The following is a 15,480-nucleotide window of genomic DNA, read 5'->3' on the forward strand; positions in this document are numbered from 1 at the left end:
TACGATAGAGTACATGACTTCCTCACCTTTGCCACCTGCTGGCCGCTACGCTCCGAGCCCTAGCGGCGATCTTCACCTCGGCAATCTGCGCACCGCCACGTTGGCGTGGTTGTTCGCCAGGCGCACCGGCCGCCACTTCTACGTGCGCATTGAGGACATCGACACGCAGCGTTCCCGTCCCGACTCCGCCGCCCGCCAGCTCGAAGACCTCGCTGCATTAGGGCTTGACTGGGACGGCGAGGTCCTCCACCAGACCACCCGCTTTCGCGCCTACGAAACCGCGCTCGCCCGCCTGCCGCACTACGAATGCTACTGTTCCCGCAAAGACATTCAGCAGGCCGCTTCCGCCCCCCACGGCATCCCCGGCCACTACCCAGGCACCTGCCGCGAGCTCACCGACGAGCAACGAGCTTTACGACGCCAACAATTGCGTGCCGAGAACCGGCAGCCGGCGATCCGGCTGCGGGCCGATGTCACGACCTTCCCCATTAAGGACCTGTATCACGGGGAGCTGCTTGGTGATGTTGACGATATGATCCTCAAGCGTGGTGGTCAGGCGCCTGATTGGGCGTACAATCTTGCCGTTGTTGTGGATGATGGCTACCAGGGTGTGGATCAAGTTGTGCGCGGCGATGATCTTTTGAGCTCCGCGGCGCGCCAGGCGTATCTTGCGCACCTGCTCTCCATTAAGGCGCCAGAATTCATTCACGTGCCGCTTGTGTTAAATAGCAACGGCCAGCGGCTTGCCAAGCGCGATGGGGCAGTGACCATGCGAGAAATAGGGGCGCAGGAGGCGTTTCAATTCATCTCCACCTCATTAAGGAGCGCTGCGCGAACGCCACAGGAGTTGCTGGAGACCTTTGATCCCGCCACATTGGATCGTAATCCTTATACCTGGCAAGGATAAGAGCGCCTTAATGAGTGGGTATGCATATTTGTGGTGAGTCCGCAACACTTGTACACCCCGTACATTTCCTATTTGTGAATCGACAGGCAAAGTGGGATGTCGCATAGTTGCGGCATGGAGATTTTACAGGCATACGAACAACTCGGGCCACGCGGCGTGGAATTGGTCGATGCTGTGATGAAGTCTAAAGAAACTGTGCCTGCTTTATCAAGGCGGATTCATCTTTCACAGCAGCGAATTTCTTTGATCAAGGAGATCGGGAAACTTGTGTCACGTGAATTGCTGAAAGCTGCAGGAGAGTACGGCTATAGCGTCGATAAGCTGCATGAAATTGCCAGCATTGGACATCGGTTGAAGAATCCGGACGTCAATGTTGATGAGGTGCGTGCGGCGATGATTCGGCAATGTGCGCAGATGAGCATTGCGGAGACAAAGGCGCATATTCGGGCCGAAATTAAGCGCTTGAACGGGGAGTATACGCCGGTGCGCGAATGGTACTTGCGGTTTTCGGCAAGTGCAGATCATGATGGGATGAAGTACTTGATCGCGAAAATGCCGGCGCCAATTATGGATCGGTTGATCAATAGCCTGGTGCCGCAGGCGAAGCAGATGGTTGCGAAGCAGATGGCGCGGACTCCGCAAGAAGGCCTCATTAAGGCGCTGCTGACGCGTGCTATTCCGACAGCACGGCCACAGGCGGCGGACGCGGTTGATTATGAGTACGTGGGTGAACATGAGAATCCGAATAATACGTTGGACATGCGTCAACGGGCGTGTTTCCTTATCCCATTAGGGGATGTGCACATGCTGCAGACTGGGCAAATTGTGACTAGTGATGGTTCGTTGCTGAACGTTGAAGACGTTCTTGATCAGCAAATGGAGCCATATGGTTTTGCGGTAACCATGTACAACGACAAATTTGGGGTGAAGCGTCCAATGAATGTCTATGACCTAGAGCGTCGAGCAAATCCGAATCAGCGATTCCTGGAGATTCTCAGTTACTTGGTATGTCAGCACGCTGAATGCGAGGAATCGGCGGTACGGTGCGATATTCACCATATTGTGGCGTTTTCGCAAGGAGGAAAGACAGAGCTTGAAAATCTGTGTCCGCTGTGTCACCAGCATAATCTTGAAAATGATGACGATCCGAAGCGGCCACGAAATGGGCGAGTGATTCGGGATCCAGATACGGGGCTCGTCTGGTATCAACTGCCAAACGGCACCATTAGGAGAAAAATTCCAAATCCTTTGGCGGCGTTTACCGGAATGGCGGTGGCGCAGCGAGCAAAGGCAGTTATCTAGCAAGTGCTAGCAGCTATCGAACGCAGGTAACCATGATGATCAGATGCATCATGGTTACCTGGCATGCCTGCCGAACGTAGGGAGCAAAGGGGCAGATTACTGCATCAATATGGGGGTATACTTTGTTGCCTTGAAACCGCCGTAGGCATGAACGAAATAAAACCCTGTACAACTTTTCGTTGTACAGGGTTTTCGCTGCGGAGGATGTGGGATTTGAACCCACGAGGGGCGTTAGCCCCGCACGCGTTCCAGGCGTGTGACATAGGCCGCTAGTCGAATCCTCCAGTGTGACACATTAAGAACTCATGTGTACCACGGAAAGTTTACACAAAGGGGGTTGGTTTCACAAATTTCGAGGTAGTGCCATTAAGGAGCGAAATATTTGGGACTCATGACAAAATACGTTAAAGTGTTGATTAGGACTTCGCATGGCGCGTATCCCATGAACTCCCCCAGGGCAGGAATGCAGCAAGGGTCAGTGGGCTCTGGTGGGTGTGCGGAGTCCCCTTTTTTATTTGAACACTCATGATTTTTTAGCAACCTGATGAAAGGCCTTGTTGCTACTAGGCACGAGACTAGTCAGCCGTCTATCCTTAATGGATGAAGATGTAAGAATGACATCTCGACAGCACAATACGTGTTCAATATGGAAGGTGATTCACTTTGTCCCTGCTCGAATTTGATGCCGATCGCCTCGCTTCGTTTACCGAAGAAATCACAGCAAAATACGAGGAACTCAAAGCTCGTAATTTGAAATTAGACCTGACGAGGGGCAAGCCTTCATCAGAGCAACTTGATTTCTCTAACGAGCTACTGAAGCTGCCAGCTGAAAACTACATTTCCGCCGACGGCACTGACTGCCGCAACTACGGTGGCCTTAATGGAATCATGGATATTCGCAGCATCTGGGCAGAAACCCTCGGCCTGCCAGCCGATCTCGTCATCGCCGGCGATGCCTCGAGCCTTAATATTGAGTTCGATCTGATTTCCTGGTCCTACGCTTTCGGCAATAACGATTCGCCGCGCCCATGGTGTCAGGAAGAAACCTTAAAGTGGCTGTGCCCAGTTCCAGGCTACGACCGCCACTTCACCATCACTGAACACTTCGGTATCGAAATGATCCCAGTGCCGATGACCGACGAAGGCCCTGACATGGACATCGTCCGCGAACTCGTCAAGGACCCACAAGTCAAAGGCATGTGGACAGTCCCAGTGTTCGGCAACCCAACGGGCATTACCTTCAGCGAGCGCGTATGCCGCGAACTGGCCTTAATGGAGACTGCCGCACCTGACTTCCGCATCATGTGGGACAACGCCTACGCCGTCCACACGCTTACCGACGAGTTCCCGATTGTCCACAACGTCATCGCCATGGCTGAAGAAGCTGGCAACCCTAACCGCTTCTGGTTCCTGTCGTCGACCTCGAAGATCACCCATGCCGGTTCCGGCGTCTCCTTCTTCGCATCCTCGAAGGCAAACCTCGACTGGTACGGCAAGACCGCTAATGTGCGCGGCATCGGCCCTAATAAGATTAACCAGCTTGCGCACGCTCAATTCTTCGAATCAGCAGATGGCGTACGCGCGTTAATGCGTCAGCATGCGGCTTCGCTTGCACCAAAATTCGCACGTGTCCTGGAGATCTTGGATTCTCGACTCTCTGAATATGACGTTGCAACGTGGTCAAAGCCAGAAGGTGGATATTTCATTTCTTTGGACGTGGTTGACGGTACTGCTGGTCGCGTCGTCAAGCTTGCCAAGGATGCAGGTATTGCGTTGACCGGTGCTGGTTCGTCGTTCCCATTAAAGCAGGATCCGAATGATCGAAACATCCGTTTGGCGCCTTCGCTGCCTCCGGTTGAGGAATTAGAGATCGCGATGGACGGCGTGGCGACGTGTGTGCTGTTGGCTGCGGCCGAGAAAGCGGCCTCCCATTAAGGGACGGCGTGGGTAAGACTGCGTGAATCTGCAAGAAACCACCGTTTGGGTGGAACAACTGTTTCCTGGGGAATTCAGCTACACGGAGTCGAAAGGCAATCGGCAGGTGCCAGAGTTTCATTTTGGTATCTGCCGGGTTGGCGCTGAGTCGGTGGCTGTCACCTTAGACGCTGCGAATATTGACACGGGCTTAGAAGCCGAGTCCCTTAATGTGAGGGCGGAGATATTCGTGGTTCACCGCGCCACCGACACTACGGCCCTGAAGCTCCTTAATGGGGCGGTGGGGATGCTGGCGGCGTCGCAAGGCTCCCTGCCCGCACAGCCCGGCACCCTGCTTCCCGCATTAGGGGATGTCGTGGATTTGCCGCAGGATGTGTCGGTGCGGCACGGGCTGCTGGTGGTGCCGTTTGTGTGGAGCGGGCAGACGCCGCAGGTGCGCGAGTCGGATCGGTGGACCTTAATGGTGCAGTTGATTATGCTGACTCCTGATGAGTTCAATTATGCGGTGACCTATGGTGTTGAGGCGCTTCACCAGCAGTTTTTGACCCAGGGCATCGATTTGCTGGACTGGGGACGTCCTTAATGGGGGAGGTGCTGAATAGCACCCCTTTCAGGTACTCTGGAACCCGTGGCTTTATATCGCAAGTATCGTCCTGGTTCCTTTGGTGAGCTGCTTGGTCAGGAGCAGGTGACCGTGCCGTTGTCCCGCGCGTTGGATAATGGCCGCATTAATCATGCGTATCTGTTTTCGGGTCCGCGCGGGTGTGGCAAGACGTCGTCGGCGCGCATTATGGCGCGTAGTCTGAATTGTGAGCAAGGCCCGACCTCGACGCCGTGTGGAGTATGTAATTCTTGTATTGCGTTGGCCCCTAATGGGCCGGGGAATTTGGATGTTACTGAGCTTGACGCTGCCAGCCACAATAGCGTTGATGATATGCGCGAGTTGCGCGATCGCGCGATGTTTGCCCCGGCCGAGTCGCGCTATCGCATTTTCATTATCGACGAGGCCCACATGGTCACCCGCCAGGGCTCAAATGCCTTGCTGAAGATTGTGGAGGAGCCGCCGGCTCACCTGATTTTCATTTTCGCCACCACTGAACCTGAAAAAGTCATTGGGACGATTCGTTCGCGCACGCATCATTATCCGTTCCGCCTCTTGACTCCTCAAGCGATGCGTCAGCTGCTGGAGCGCACTGTCGCCGCCGAGGGTATCCATGTTGAAGATTCGGTATATCCGCTGGTTATCCGCGCCGGGGGTGGCTCGCCGCGCGACACGTTGTCGGTTCTCGATCAACTGTTCGCCGGCACCGACGCCAGCGGGCTTACCTATGATCATGCTCGCCTGGTGCTCGGCGCCACCGACGATGCGCTTCTCGACGCCGCCATTGATGCACTTTCCGCCGCCGACCGCGCGGCATTGTTCACCACCGTCGATCGAGTGATTGAAGCAGGCCTATCCCCGCGTCGTTTCGCAGAGGACTTGCTTGAGCGACTCCGTGACCTTCTCGTCCTCCAAGCCGTCCCGCAAGCCATCGACGCCGGCCTTGTCGACGCCCCCACCGACCGCGCTGCCACCCTGCTTGCCGAAGCCGCCGCCTTTGACCAGCGCTCGCTGCCGCGGATTGCCGGCATCCTCAACGAAGGCCTCTTCTCCATTAAGGGCGCGACGAGCCCGCGCTTGTTGCTGGAAATTTTGTGCGCCAAAATGCTTGTCGACGCCGCCCCGTCCACCAGCACTCCTGTTCTCCAAACAGCTCCACCGAAGTACGAGCGCAAATCGGTGCGCGAAGCTCGTCTGAAAGCAGAAGCAGAACAACAGCGCTTAGCCGCAGAGCAAGCTGCAGCGGCACAACCGGTTGCGCCAGCGCCTGCGCCAGCGCCGACCGTGCCACAAGAACCAATGACACATCCAGCGCACTCAGCTGCGGCACCGCAACCAGTTGCAGCTGAGCAAGCACCAACGGCTGCTGTGGCACCAACACCAGCACAAACTGCGGTGCCAGTGGAACAACCTACACCTGCGCCAATGCCTGCTGCGTCGCAACCACAAGTATCGCATCCAACACCTGAGCAGCAGCCTGTCTCCGCTCCGGCCACACCTCCGGCCGCACCTGCACCTGCGCCAACGCAGCCTGCGCCCGCTCCAACCGAGCAGCAACCGGCACCGGTCGCACCGCAACCAGAGCAGCACCCACACCCAACCCACGCCATCACCGACCCCGAGCAGCAATATCAAGAAATTCGTGCTCAGTGGCTGAAAATCCGCAAGGACGCCGCGAAGCAGAATCAGGTGCTGGGCATTTTGCTCACGGAGGCGTATCCAATGGGCGTGCGCGATGGCGCGGTCATCCTCGGCCATCACACAGGCGCGCTCGCGCAGCGCTTGAACGCGGAATCGCATAGCAAGGTCCTCGTTGAACTGGTGCACAAACATACTGGTATCACCCTCGACGTGCGCTGCGAGGTGGCTGTTGACCCAAAAGCGCTGGGGTTTTCGCACCCCGAACCCGTTGACCCCGAAATTTGGCGACCGGAACTCCCGCGTGAACCTGAACCTAGCAGCGTCGTAAAGCTTGACGACGCCCCGTCGCAGTCCTCACCACCTCAGGATTCGACCTGGGGCCAACCAGCGCGCTTGGGTGATCAAGAGCCAGCTACCGACACAAGTAGCGCGCCGACTGCGGCCACGCCGGTGCTTGAGCAGCCAGCGCCGCAACCTTCGGAGTCTAGCACCACGCCGGCGCCTCCGACCGCAGCGCCTCAGACAGCCGATGAAACCGGCCGACCTCGGCGTTCGTGGCGCGACCGCCTTAATGGGGCGGACAGTGCGGTGGAGCCTTCGCCTGCCTGGGACGATGCCCCGCCACCTCCCGAGCCTGAGGACCACATGCCTCCCGAGCCACCGGAGTCCGTGATCGACGAGGAAGCTGAGATGCTTGAGCAGGCTGCCGTGGAGGAGGGCATGCGGGATCACCGTTCGGCCTTGGAGTTCGCGATGGATCTGGTCACCAATGAGTTAGGCGGGCAACCGATTTAGTTGCCCTGTAAGTTTTGCGCGCGGCTGGTAGGCTTAAGTCCACTGAATACGTTACGAATGAAAGGTTTGGTGTTCCATGGGACAACCAGATATGTCACAAATCATCGCTGAGGCGCAGGCTATGCAGGCTCGTTTGCAGGTGGCGCAGCAGGAAATTTTGGCTTCGACCGTTGAAGGCGTTGCTGGAAATGGTCTGGTCAAGGCTACTATCGACGGTACGGGCAAGGCCATCGCATTAAACATCAGCCCTGAGGTTGTTGATCCTTCCGATCTCGACACCCTCCAGGATCTCGTGTTGGGCGCTTTGAGCGACGCTCACCAGAAGCTGGCCAAGCTCGCTGAAGAAAAGATGGGTCCTTTGGCCCAAGGCATGGACAGCTTGGGTGGCATTTTCTAAGCCACACAAATATCGCTGACAAGGCCGTATGAGCAGCACAATCTGCACCTCATACGGCCTTTTGCATAAGCGCTGTGGCCGGTGAGGTCGCAATGGAAAGCCGGCAGGCTATGATTAAGAGCGCATATCCGTTACGTCCTTAATGGGGGAAGTTATATCGTGTTTGAAGGCCCACTCCAAGACCTCATCGACGAGTTTTCGCGACTACCAGGTATTGGCCCGAAAAGCGCGCAACGTCTCGCATTTCATTTGATGCGAGCGGAGCCTGCCGATATTGACCGCTTGCAGCAGGCATTAGGGGCGGTGCGTGATGGGGTGGCGTTTTGCCGCATTTGTTGTAATATTTCCGATGCTGATGTGTGCAAGATCTGCAATGATTCGCAGCGGGATCGTTCCGTGATTTGTGTGGTTGAGGAGCCGAAAGACGTTCAGGTCATTGAGCGCACTGGCGAGTTTCACGGCCGCTATCATGTCCTTAATGGGGCGCTGAATCCGATACTGGGCATCGGCCCCCGCGAGCTCAACATCGCCCAATTGCTCCAGCGCATCGGCGGGGTGTTGCCAGACCGCGAGCTGGCGGATTCGACTGCGCAGGAGCCGTTGTTTGACACTGCCCCCGAGATCACCGAGGTGATTTTGGCTACTGATCCAAATACCGAGGGGGAGGCGACGGCGAGTTATCTGGTGCGACTGTTGCGCGACTTCCCAGATCTGATCATTTCGCGCCTGGCCTCTGGCATGCCGCTGGGCGGCGATTTGGAGTTCGTGGACGAGCTCACCCTGTCGCGCGCGCTGACTGGCCGCTTCCGCCTATAAGAAATCCTGGTAGCAACGTATCGCTACCAGGATCTTGCATTTAGCCTTGATGCAGGCGTTCGTGTCGCAGCTTTTCGACGATATCCAGGTCCAAAGGCGCCAGATCCCTTAATGAGATTCCCATGGCTTGCGCAAGCAGCAAATCAGCAAGCTGTGGGTTTCGTGCCAGTGCCGGCCCGTGCATGTAGGTGCCAAGCACACTGCCTTGCACGGCTCCTTCGTAGAACTCCTGATCCGCAGCATCGGTATTACCACGGCCACGCGAGGTCATCCCTAATGGGTGAGCGTCAGGACCTAAGATGGTGCCACCTAAATGATTCTCAAAACCAGTGAGTTGTTGGTTCAGCGGCGCTGTCCAACCGGTACGCGTTGGGGTGGTTTGCACCTCGCCAATGGCGCGTTTCTGAAGGCTGCCAGTGACGACGTCGAGAAGCCCAGCACCTTCAATAATGCGACCGGAAGCGCGGAAGCTTTCCCCAAGAACCTGGAAGCCAGCGCAAACCGCGAAAATCGGGCGCTCGTTGCGTGCTGCGCGGTTGAGTCCACCGTCGGCGATAATATGCTCTGCCGCGAGGATCTGTGCGGTGTCTTCGCCGCCGCCGAGGCAGTAGATGTCGAGGTTTTCAGGGATGGCTTCACCCAGCTTGATGGTGTGGATTTCGGCGTCGATACCACGCATGCGTGCGCGTTGACGCAGCACAATGGAGTTACCATTATCGCCGTAGGTCCCTAATACGTCGGGGAGAACCAGGCCGATTGTCAGAGTTGCCATGAGTATTTACGCTCCTTTGCTGGCCGCGCGAGCCAAGGCGCGCTTGAGATCACGGAATGCGGTGTAGTTTGCAAGGACTTCGATCCGTCCCGGTGGACACGCCTGAATAGCGGCGACCATGTCGTCGATAAGCTCATGTTCGATTTCTGCATAGGTCAGGCGCACCGCTAAGTCGGTACCGCGCTCACCAGTCGCTTTGATCGGCAGATCATCGAGATTTTCAAATTTGACGTCCCACAGCCATGAGAGGTCTTCGCCATCGGCAACCTGGCCGTTAATGGCGATGACTAAACCATCGGCGGTGCGATCAACCATATTCATCGCTTCTTGCCAGCTGGCTGGATTCTTGGCCAGCAGTAGATGCGCGGTGTGCTCCCCAATGGTGATGGTGGAGTAGCGACCGGCAACATCATGCACAGCTGCAACTGCCTTAATTGCCGCAGTAAGGTCAATATCGAAGCAGGTGACAGCTGCCGCAATGGCTTGTGCCGCGTTGCCACGATTGACTTTGCCAGGCAACGACAACTGCAGTGGTTGCTCGCCTTCTGGGGAACGTAGCAGCTCATCGGTGGTGGACCAGGTTGGTGTTGGCCGACGGAATTCTGAGCCATCCTCTAACGTGCCAGTGGCGTACCAATCGCCATCATTGTGCACAATATTACTGTCGGTGCGTGGGCACGACACCGCATCGCCTTGCCAGCTTGAACCGGCAGACACCCACACCACATTCTTGGCGTCATAGGCGGCAGAGGTCATCCAAATATCATCAACATTAGCCACCACTGTCATCTCTGGGTGCGCGGCTACCGTCTCGCGCAAACGGCGTTCCACCGTATTAATCTCACCGACACGATCAAGCTGGTCGCGAGACAGATTCAGCAGCACTAAGCAGGTCGGTTTGAGTCGCTCGACGACAGATGGGACGTGCATTTCGTCGCATTCGAGAATGATGTGGCTGGCATCGCGTCCCGCCATTAAGGCGCTAATGATGCCGGCGTCCATGTTGTCGCCTTTGTCATTGGTTGCCACCGTGTGCGCCGTGCGAACTGCATTGGCAAGCATTCGAGTGGTGGTGGATTTACCGTTGGTGCCAGTGACAATGGCAACTGGACGATCCTTGCAGAGATTCGCCATGATCTCTGGGTCAATCTTTTCAGCGATCAGGCCGCCAATCATGCCACCGGAGCCACGCCCAGATTTTTGAGATGCCACGGTTGCCAGTTGTGCCAGGCCCACAGCAACAGTCGTGCGGGCTTTATCCAAACCGGCTGCGTGTGCGGCGTCGGTTGCCAGACGGGCAAGGGACGAAAGAGAAGGAAGCTTCATAGTCCCCAAGTCTAGCTACATTTTTGGGGCGATCGAAACTACTGTGGCCAACTTAGCTATTTTTCAACCTTCCCCATTAAGGCCGGTTGCCGAACCAAGCTCCTTAATGGGGACGTCCACACTTGAGCTGTGCTTGACGACGCCGCCACGCACCGCGTATCGCTAATGCCGCCTGTATTCGCGACCAAGCGGTGCGCCTGGCTGCGTGCGCGCCACCAGAGCCAAAAATTCTTCATCACTGATAAGCGGCACCCCTTTTCGCGAGGCGTGCATTGCCTTGCCAAGCAGCTGCGTATTGGTGGTATTGCACACCACCACCGAGGTTTGCCGAGTCACTTTTTCAGAGTAACTCAGCCCGTGTTCAACCGCAGCGGCAATAATGAGATCAGGATCAAGCATAATTTCAGGCGCAACCACAACCTCCATGCCCTGCACCAAATCTCCACCTTTGCGATACACCCCAGGGTTGCTATAGCGACAAATTTGCGTTGCCGCCTGCACCCGAATCTGGGTGCGCTGCAGCCCGAATCGATCCGCTGTGAGGTTCTCTGGTGTACGTGTGACCAGTGTGCCTTGGCTGCGAGTATGGAAAAAGATTTTCGCCGTCAGGTGCGTTTCTTCACGGGTGGTTGAGAGTTCCGGCATTCGTGCGCGTGCGACGGTGGCGTGCGCGTCGGCGTCGTGAAGCCCCAAGGCATGTGCCACGCTCGCAACGCGAGTATCGGCAATGTCCTGCAGCTCGCGGCGTGCACTCGCTAAAGTATCCGCTATTTCTGCAGGTACTGGGATTCTTCCCACGCGACGACGACGCTGTGAGCGCTGCCGGTTTCGAGTCCGATTGGCGCGCGCTGCATTTGCCATGGCGCGCCGGGCTTCGGCATGCAAAAAGCCCCATACCACAGGAGTATTGTGCACAATTAATGTGCGACCGTCGATGAAGCGCCCTAATGCCTTCAAAATCTGCGGAAAGCGTTTCGCCTCTGCAATATCTTCTGGGGTAACCCCATGTAAATGCTGTGGTCCCACATCGGTGCCAGATTGTAATACCGCATGGAATGAATCGCCCGAGCTGCCGTTTTCGGCAAATAAGACGGCATCAACAACCACTAACCGCGCGGTGCTTGGATGAATGCCAGTGGCCTTAATGGTGACAACCACATAGGGATATGCCGCAATCTCTGCAGCTCGCTGCTCTGCGCGCTGCGCTCGCTGCTGTTCTTGCGCGGCAAGTTCTTCAGGCGTGAGCGTGACGAGGTTGCGTGGATGCTGATTAGGGCGCTGTTTGCGTCGGCGGCGACGCGTAGTACCGGAAGCATGAGCGTTGTGTGTGGCGGCATACGACGGGTGCATCGCCGGCGGATGCACATCGGATGTGCTGCTCAAAACTTCGATTACAGGCATAGTGTCTTATTGTAGTACGCGCCTTCTTCGAAGGTGCGAAAATGAAAACGTGGGTAGATTCTTCAGAAAGGAATCTACCCACAGTTTGGATCCTGCATAAAACGTGTGTTTTGTTCTCAGGTATCCCTTTTAACCTCGAATATTAAAAGGGAGGAATTTTTGCAGGAATGGCAATGCAACTACGGCAATACCAGCGAAAATGCCGATGACAGCAAATAAAATCTTTGCTGCCGTGCTCGACGTGTTGCTTCCTGACTGCGGTGGTGTAGGTGCCACCGGCGTTGTGCTTGTCGACGTTGGAGTGGTCGGTGTAGTTGTTGGCTGCATCGTCACGGTTGCTGGCGGCTGGCCGGTACCACCATAGGTGGAGCTGTCGAAGGTTACTTCTTGTGCAGGTGTTGCGAGCTGATCGAAATCAATCTGTGGGTGCGGGAACTCTGAAGTATCACTATACAGAGGAGGGACACCATCAATTGGCTGTTTGAAAATAATCGTGCTGGAGCGGGTCACAGGGACGTTGTTTTGTAGGGTGAATTCTTCGAATCCAAGTACTTGACCAATATATCCCTTGCCTGGAACCCACGCTGGTCCACCGGAATCGCCTTGTTCTGTGCCAAGTGCTGAGGTGTAGACGAAATAGTCATTGACATCAATGACCGTGCCGCAGAAGACTTTGTTGGTTGGGTGAAGTGGCTTAATTAAGCCAGTGCGTGCGCCGTAGCGGCAGACCTTTTCGCCGACTGTTGGCCAGTACGTTGTATCGCCGGAATACTGATTGATACCTGCGATTTGAGGATACTGAGAAATGTCAATATAAGCGAGATCATAAACGCGCTGCTTCTTGATTTCTTGCGATTCCTCGGAAGTCAGCTGTGCTTGAGGATCCTCTGACGGCATAAACGTGTAGCGCCCTGGATAGACGTGGTGAAGATCGCCAATTTGAAAGAGCCGGGCCTGCTTAAGTTCTTCGATATCGTTGAAATTATAAGGAGATCCGTCTGCTTTGAAATGCGAATAGAGTGTGCCCAATCCGTCTTTCCCACAGTGCGCAGCAGTCCAAAGGCGCTTGTTGGCTTTATCAACATAGCCTACGGTGCAGGTTGATAATTTAGCATCGCCACCTCCGACAGGTTCCAACAAATAAATCGGATCGCCTTGATTGATCACGAAATCTGGACTGTCTTTGGCGATTTGACCAGTAGCTACTGGAGCTGGAACAAGTGCGCCAATAAGAACAGCGCTTATCAGGGTACGCATCAGCGATTGAATCTTCATACGCTTAGCCTAATCCTTTGATTCTTCCGAAGGAAAAGCTTCGGTATAAAAAATTTCAGATGCGCGGCATACGAGTCGATTTTCATACTATTGTGCGTGGTGAGGACTGGTTTTACAGCAGATTCGCCCGCTGTACTGTGAGATATATCTCCTGGTAACAGCGGGCGAAGATTTGCGATGCGTCGTACGCGTCGATTAGCTCAATGCGCGATTCACGGCAGAGGTAATGGCCTTTAATGAAGCGTGCGTGGTCGATCCGGCAATGCCAACACCCCATGACCCTTGGCCGTTAATCAGGGCATAGATAAATGCCGCAGATTCAGCGTCGTCACCGGCAGTACGAGCATGTTGAATATACTCTTGCACTTCCACGTCAATGCCCAGGGATTCTAAGGCGTTGGTATACGCTGCGATCGGACCATTGCCGTGGCCTTGGATCGTGGTTTCTTGGGCATTCACCTCGAGGTGGGCGGTGACCTTTGCTTCATCAGCTTCGGTATCGGCAGTATCAATATGCATGCTCAGCTGACGCAGTGGGGTAGTGGTTGTTAAATACTCGCTGGTGAAGATGTCCATCATGCGAGCAGAACTGACCTCGCCGCCTTCGGCATCGGTGACAGCTTGGACCACGGAAGAAAACTCCACTTGCAGCAAACGCGGCAGCGCCAAACCGTGATCGGTTTTCATAATATAGGCGACGCCGCCCTTGCCGGATTGCGAATTCACGCGAATGACAGCTTCGTAGTTGCGGCCGACATCTTTTGGATCGATTGGCAGATATGGTACTTCCCACAGCTCATCGCGTAATTCTTCCCACTTAATATCCGTGTGGGTCGCACCTGGTCGAATCCGCGAGGCCATAGCGTCCAGGCCTTTATTCACCGCATCTTGGTGCGAGCCAGAGAATGCGGTAAAGACTAAGTCGCCACCGTATGGGTGACGCTCAGGAACGCGTAGCTGGTTGCAATATTCTACGGTGCGGCGAATTTGATCGATATCGGAAAAATCAATTTGCGGGTCAATGCCTTGCGTCATCATATTCAAGCCGAGTGTCACTAAGCAGACATTGCCAGTGCGCTCGCCATTGCCAAATAAGCAGCCCTCAATGCGATCCGCGCCTGCCAAATAGCCCAGTTCTGCTGCGGCAACACCAGTGCCGCGGTCGTTATGTGGGTGCAGTGACAAAATAATGGAATCGCGTCGCGCCAAATTGCGATGCATCCACTCTACGGAATCTGCATACACATTCGGGGTAATCATTTCCACCGTTGCTGGCAGGTTAATAATAATTGGATGCTCAGGGGTGGCCTCCATAATCTCGACGACTGCATCAACCACTTCTTTGGCATATTCCAACTCAGTGCCGGTAAATGATTCAGGCGAGTATTCCCAACGCCAATTGGTATCTGGATAATCCTGAGCAATGGCCTTAATTAAGGTCGCTGCGTCGGTCGCAAGTTTCTTAATAGCGTCGGTATCTTTCCGGAACACCACGCGCCGCTGCAAAATCGACGTCGAATTATAAAAGTGAATAATGACATTTTTCGCGCCCTGACACGCTTCAAACGTGCGACGAATCAAATGCTCACGAGCTTGAACCAAGACTTGAATAGTCACATCATCTGGGATTCGATTGTGCTCAATGATTTCTCGAACGAAGTCGAAATCCGTTTGCGACGCAGATGGGAAGCCGACTTCAATTTCTTTGTAACCCATTTGCACCAACAGATCGAACATGCGCCGTTTGCGCTCAGGGCTCATTGGATCAATCAGCGCTTGGTTACCATCGCGCAAATCGACAGCACACCACGCCGGCGCTTTTGTCATGGTTTTTTCTGGCCAAGTGCGATCAGGCAAAATGACCGGGGCAACTTCCTTATGAAAAGGCTGGTAGCGATGTGCCGGCATGGACGAATTTTGTTGTTTATTCCATGACTGCTGATCAGCAGGACGGCCACCGGCAGGAGTTGTAATTGTGGCTGGTGCAGAAATGAACGTGTCGTGGATGGACATGATAAAAATCCTTTAGTGCTGTGAATATAGAAAAATGTATAAAAATAGTGTGCGATATTCCCGGTGGCCTGAGGTATGCATGGAGAAAAGTATCGTAACGATCAAACTGTCTTGCTCGATGCTCGAGCGTGCTATGCAGGTCAAGGCGGGTCAGCGGGTGTGTGCTGTTATGCACGTCAAAACTCCGCGACGGGGCGCCGACCACTAAACCGAAAAGAAGGTCTCAAGCCCGCCGCGGCGAATAAGAAGAAGAATCGCACGCTGCATGCGTTCTAGCTTAGCGCGCCAGATGCCACGGC

At 55.1% G+C, this 15,480-nt stretch carries 12 protein-coding genes, 1 tRNA gene and 1 other RNA gene; 8 read left to right on the forward strand and 6 right to left on the reverse strand.

What is annotated here, in order from left to right; all coding sequences use genetic code 11:
• The first annotated feature begins 13 nt into the window (after positions 1 to 13).
• Both gluQRS and NXS99_RS04245 read left to right on the forward strand, forming a co-directional pair.
• Positions 14 to 907: a tRNA glutamyl-Q(34) synthetase GluQRS gene (gene gluQRS / locus NXS99_RS04240; protein WP_259287414.1), complete on the forward strand. Its 894-nt coding sequence runs from the start codon at positions 14 to 16 to the stop codon at positions 905 to 907.
• A gap of 114 nt (positions 908 to 1,021) precedes the next feature.
• Positions 1,022 to 2,209, forward strand: coding sequence for an HNH endonuclease (locus NXS99_RS04245; protein ID WP_259287415.1), 1,188 nt, complete (start codon positions 1,022 to 1,024; stop codon positions 2,207 to 2,209).
• Positions 2,210 to 2,407: 198 nt separating this feature from the next.
• Here the strand turns inward: NXS99_RS04245 and NXS99_RS04250 are convergent.
• Positions 2,408 to 2,493: transfer RNA gene (locus NXS99_RS04250), tRNA-Ser, on the reverse strand.
• Between the two features lie 131 nt (positions 2,494 to 2,624).
• On the opposite strand from NXS99_RS04250, the gene ffs reads away from it, so the two are divergent.
• The 6 genes from ffs to recR all read left to right on the forward strand — a co-directional run bounded on the left by ffs (position 2,625) and on the right by recR (position 8,394).
• An RNA gene (ffs, locus tag NXS99_RS04255) (signal recognition particle sRNA small type) lies at positions 2,625 to 2,721 on the forward strand.
• A 151-nt stretch (positions 2,722 to 2,872) separates the two neighbouring features.
• Positions 2,873 to 4,144 (forward strand): aminotransferase class I/II-fold pyridoxal phosphate-dependent enzyme, encoded by a 1,272-nt coding sequence (locus NXS99_RS04260; RefSeq protein ID WP_259287416.1) that lies wholly within the window; start codon positions 2,873 to 2,875, stop codon positions 4,142 to 4,144.
• A 22-nt stretch (positions 4,145 to 4,166) separates the two neighbouring features.
• Positions 4,167 to 4,727 carry a suppressor of fused domain protein gene (locus NXS99_RS04265; protein WP_259287417.1) on the forward strand — a complete coding sequence of 187 codons (561 nt, stop codon included), beginning with the start codon at positions 4,167 to 4,169 and terminating at the stop codon, positions 4,725 to 4,727.
• 45 nt (positions 4,728 to 4,772) lie between these two features.
• Positions 4,773 to 7,181 (forward strand): DNA polymerase III subunit gamma and tau, encoded by a 2,409-nt coding sequence (locus tag NXS99_RS04270; RefSeq protein ID WP_259287418.1) that lies wholly within the window; start codon positions 4,773 to 4,775, stop codon positions 7,179 to 7,181.
• Between the two features lie 76 nt (positions 7,182 to 7,257).
• The gene (locus NXS99_RS04275; RefSeq protein ID WP_259287419.1) at positions 7,258 to 7,578 is read left to right on the forward strand and encodes a YbaB/EbfC family nucleoid-associated protein; all 321 of its coding nucleotides are present in this window, start codon (positions 7,258 to 7,260) and stop codon (positions 7,576 to 7,578) included.
• A 159-nt stretch (positions 7,579 to 7,737) separates the two neighbouring features.
• Positions 7,738 to 8,394 (forward strand): recombination mediator RecR, encoded by a 657-nt coding sequence (gene recR, locus NXS99_RS04280; RefSeq protein ID WP_259287420.1) that lies wholly within the window; start codon positions 7,738 to 7,740, stop codon positions 8,392 to 8,394.
• Positions 8,395 to 8,434: 40 nt separating this feature from the next.
• Here the strand turns inward: recR and NXS99_RS04285 are convergent, their stop codons facing one another.
• The 5 genes from NXS99_RS04285 to leuA form a co-directional block, all read right to left on the reverse strand.
• On the reverse strand, positions 8,435 to 9,166 hold the full coding sequence (locus NXS99_RS04285; protein WP_259287421.1) for a type 1 glutamine amidotransferase: 732 nt from the start codon (positions 9,164 to 9,166) through the stop codon (positions 8,435 to 8,437).
• Positions 9,167 to 9,172: 6 nt separating this feature from the next.
• Positions 9,173 to 10,492 (reverse strand): MurT ligase domain-containing protein, encoded by a 1,320-nt coding sequence (locus tag NXS99_RS04290; protein WP_259287422.1) that lies wholly within the window; start codon positions 10,490 to 10,492, stop codon positions 9,173 to 9,175.
• Positions 10,493 to 10,654: 162 nt separating this feature from the next.
• Positions 10,655 to 11,893 carry a BRCT domain-containing protein gene (locus NXS99_RS04295; RefSeq protein WP_259287423.1) on the reverse strand — a complete coding sequence of 413 codons (1,239 nt, stop codon included), beginning with the start codon at positions 11,891 to 11,893 and terminating at the stop codon, positions 10,655 to 10,657.
• 129 nt (positions 11,894 to 12,022) lie between these two features.
• On the reverse strand, positions 12,023 to 13,168 hold the full coding sequence (locus NXS99_RS04300) for a S1 family peptidase (RefSeq protein WP_259287424.1): 1,146 nt from the start codon (positions 13,166 to 13,168) through the stop codon (positions 12,023 to 12,025).
• A 195-nt stretch (positions 13,169 to 13,363) separates the two neighbouring features.
• A complete protein-coding gene (gene leuA / locus NXS99_RS04305) occupies positions 13,364 to 15,181 on the reverse strand; it encodes a 2-isopropylmalate synthase (protein WP_259287425.1) in 1,818 nt (605 codons plus the stop codon).
• Positions 15,182 to 15,480: the final 299 nt, after the last annotated feature.

The sequence above is a fragment of the Corynebacterium sp. HS2168-gen11 genome, from assembly GCF_024834075.1.
Classification (GTDB): Bacteria; Actinomycetota; Actinomycetes; order Mycobacteriales; family Mycobacteriaceae; genus Corynebacterium.

Excerpts from the sequence above, each read along its gene's own strand:
- NXS99_RS04300 (WP_259287424.1), bottom strand. The coding sequence starts at position 13,168 with ATGAAGATTCAATCGCTGATGCGTACCCTGATAAGCGCTGTTCTTATT.
- NXS99_RS04275 (WP_259287419.1), top strand. The coding sequence starts at position 7,258 with ATGGGACAACCAGATATGTCACAAATCATCGCTGAGGCGCAGGCTATG.
- NXS99_RS04290 (WP_259287422.1), bottom strand. The coding sequence starts at position 10,492 with ATGAAGCTTCCTTCTCTTTCGTCCCTTGCCCGTCTGGCAACCGACGCC.
- gluQRS (WP_259287414.1), top strand. The coding sequence starts at position 14 with ATGACTTCCTCACCTTTGCCACCTGCTGGCCGCTACGCTCCGAGCCCT.
- NXS99_RS04245 (WP_259287415.1), top strand. The coding sequence starts at position 1,022 with ATGGAGATTTTACAGGCATACGAACAACTCGGGCCACGCGGCGTGGAA.
- NXS99_RS04285 (WP_259287421.1), bottom strand. The coding sequence starts at position 9,166 with ATGGCAACTCTGACAATCGGCCTGGTTCTCCCCGACGTATTAGGGACC.
- NXS99_RS04295 (WP_259287423.1), bottom strand. The coding sequence starts at position 11,893 with ATGCCTGTAATCGAAGTTTTGAGCAGCACATCCGATGTGCATCCGCCG.
- leuA (WP_259287425.1), bottom strand. The coding sequence starts at position 15,181 with ATGTCCATCCACGACACGTTCATTTCTGCACCAGCCACAATTACAACT.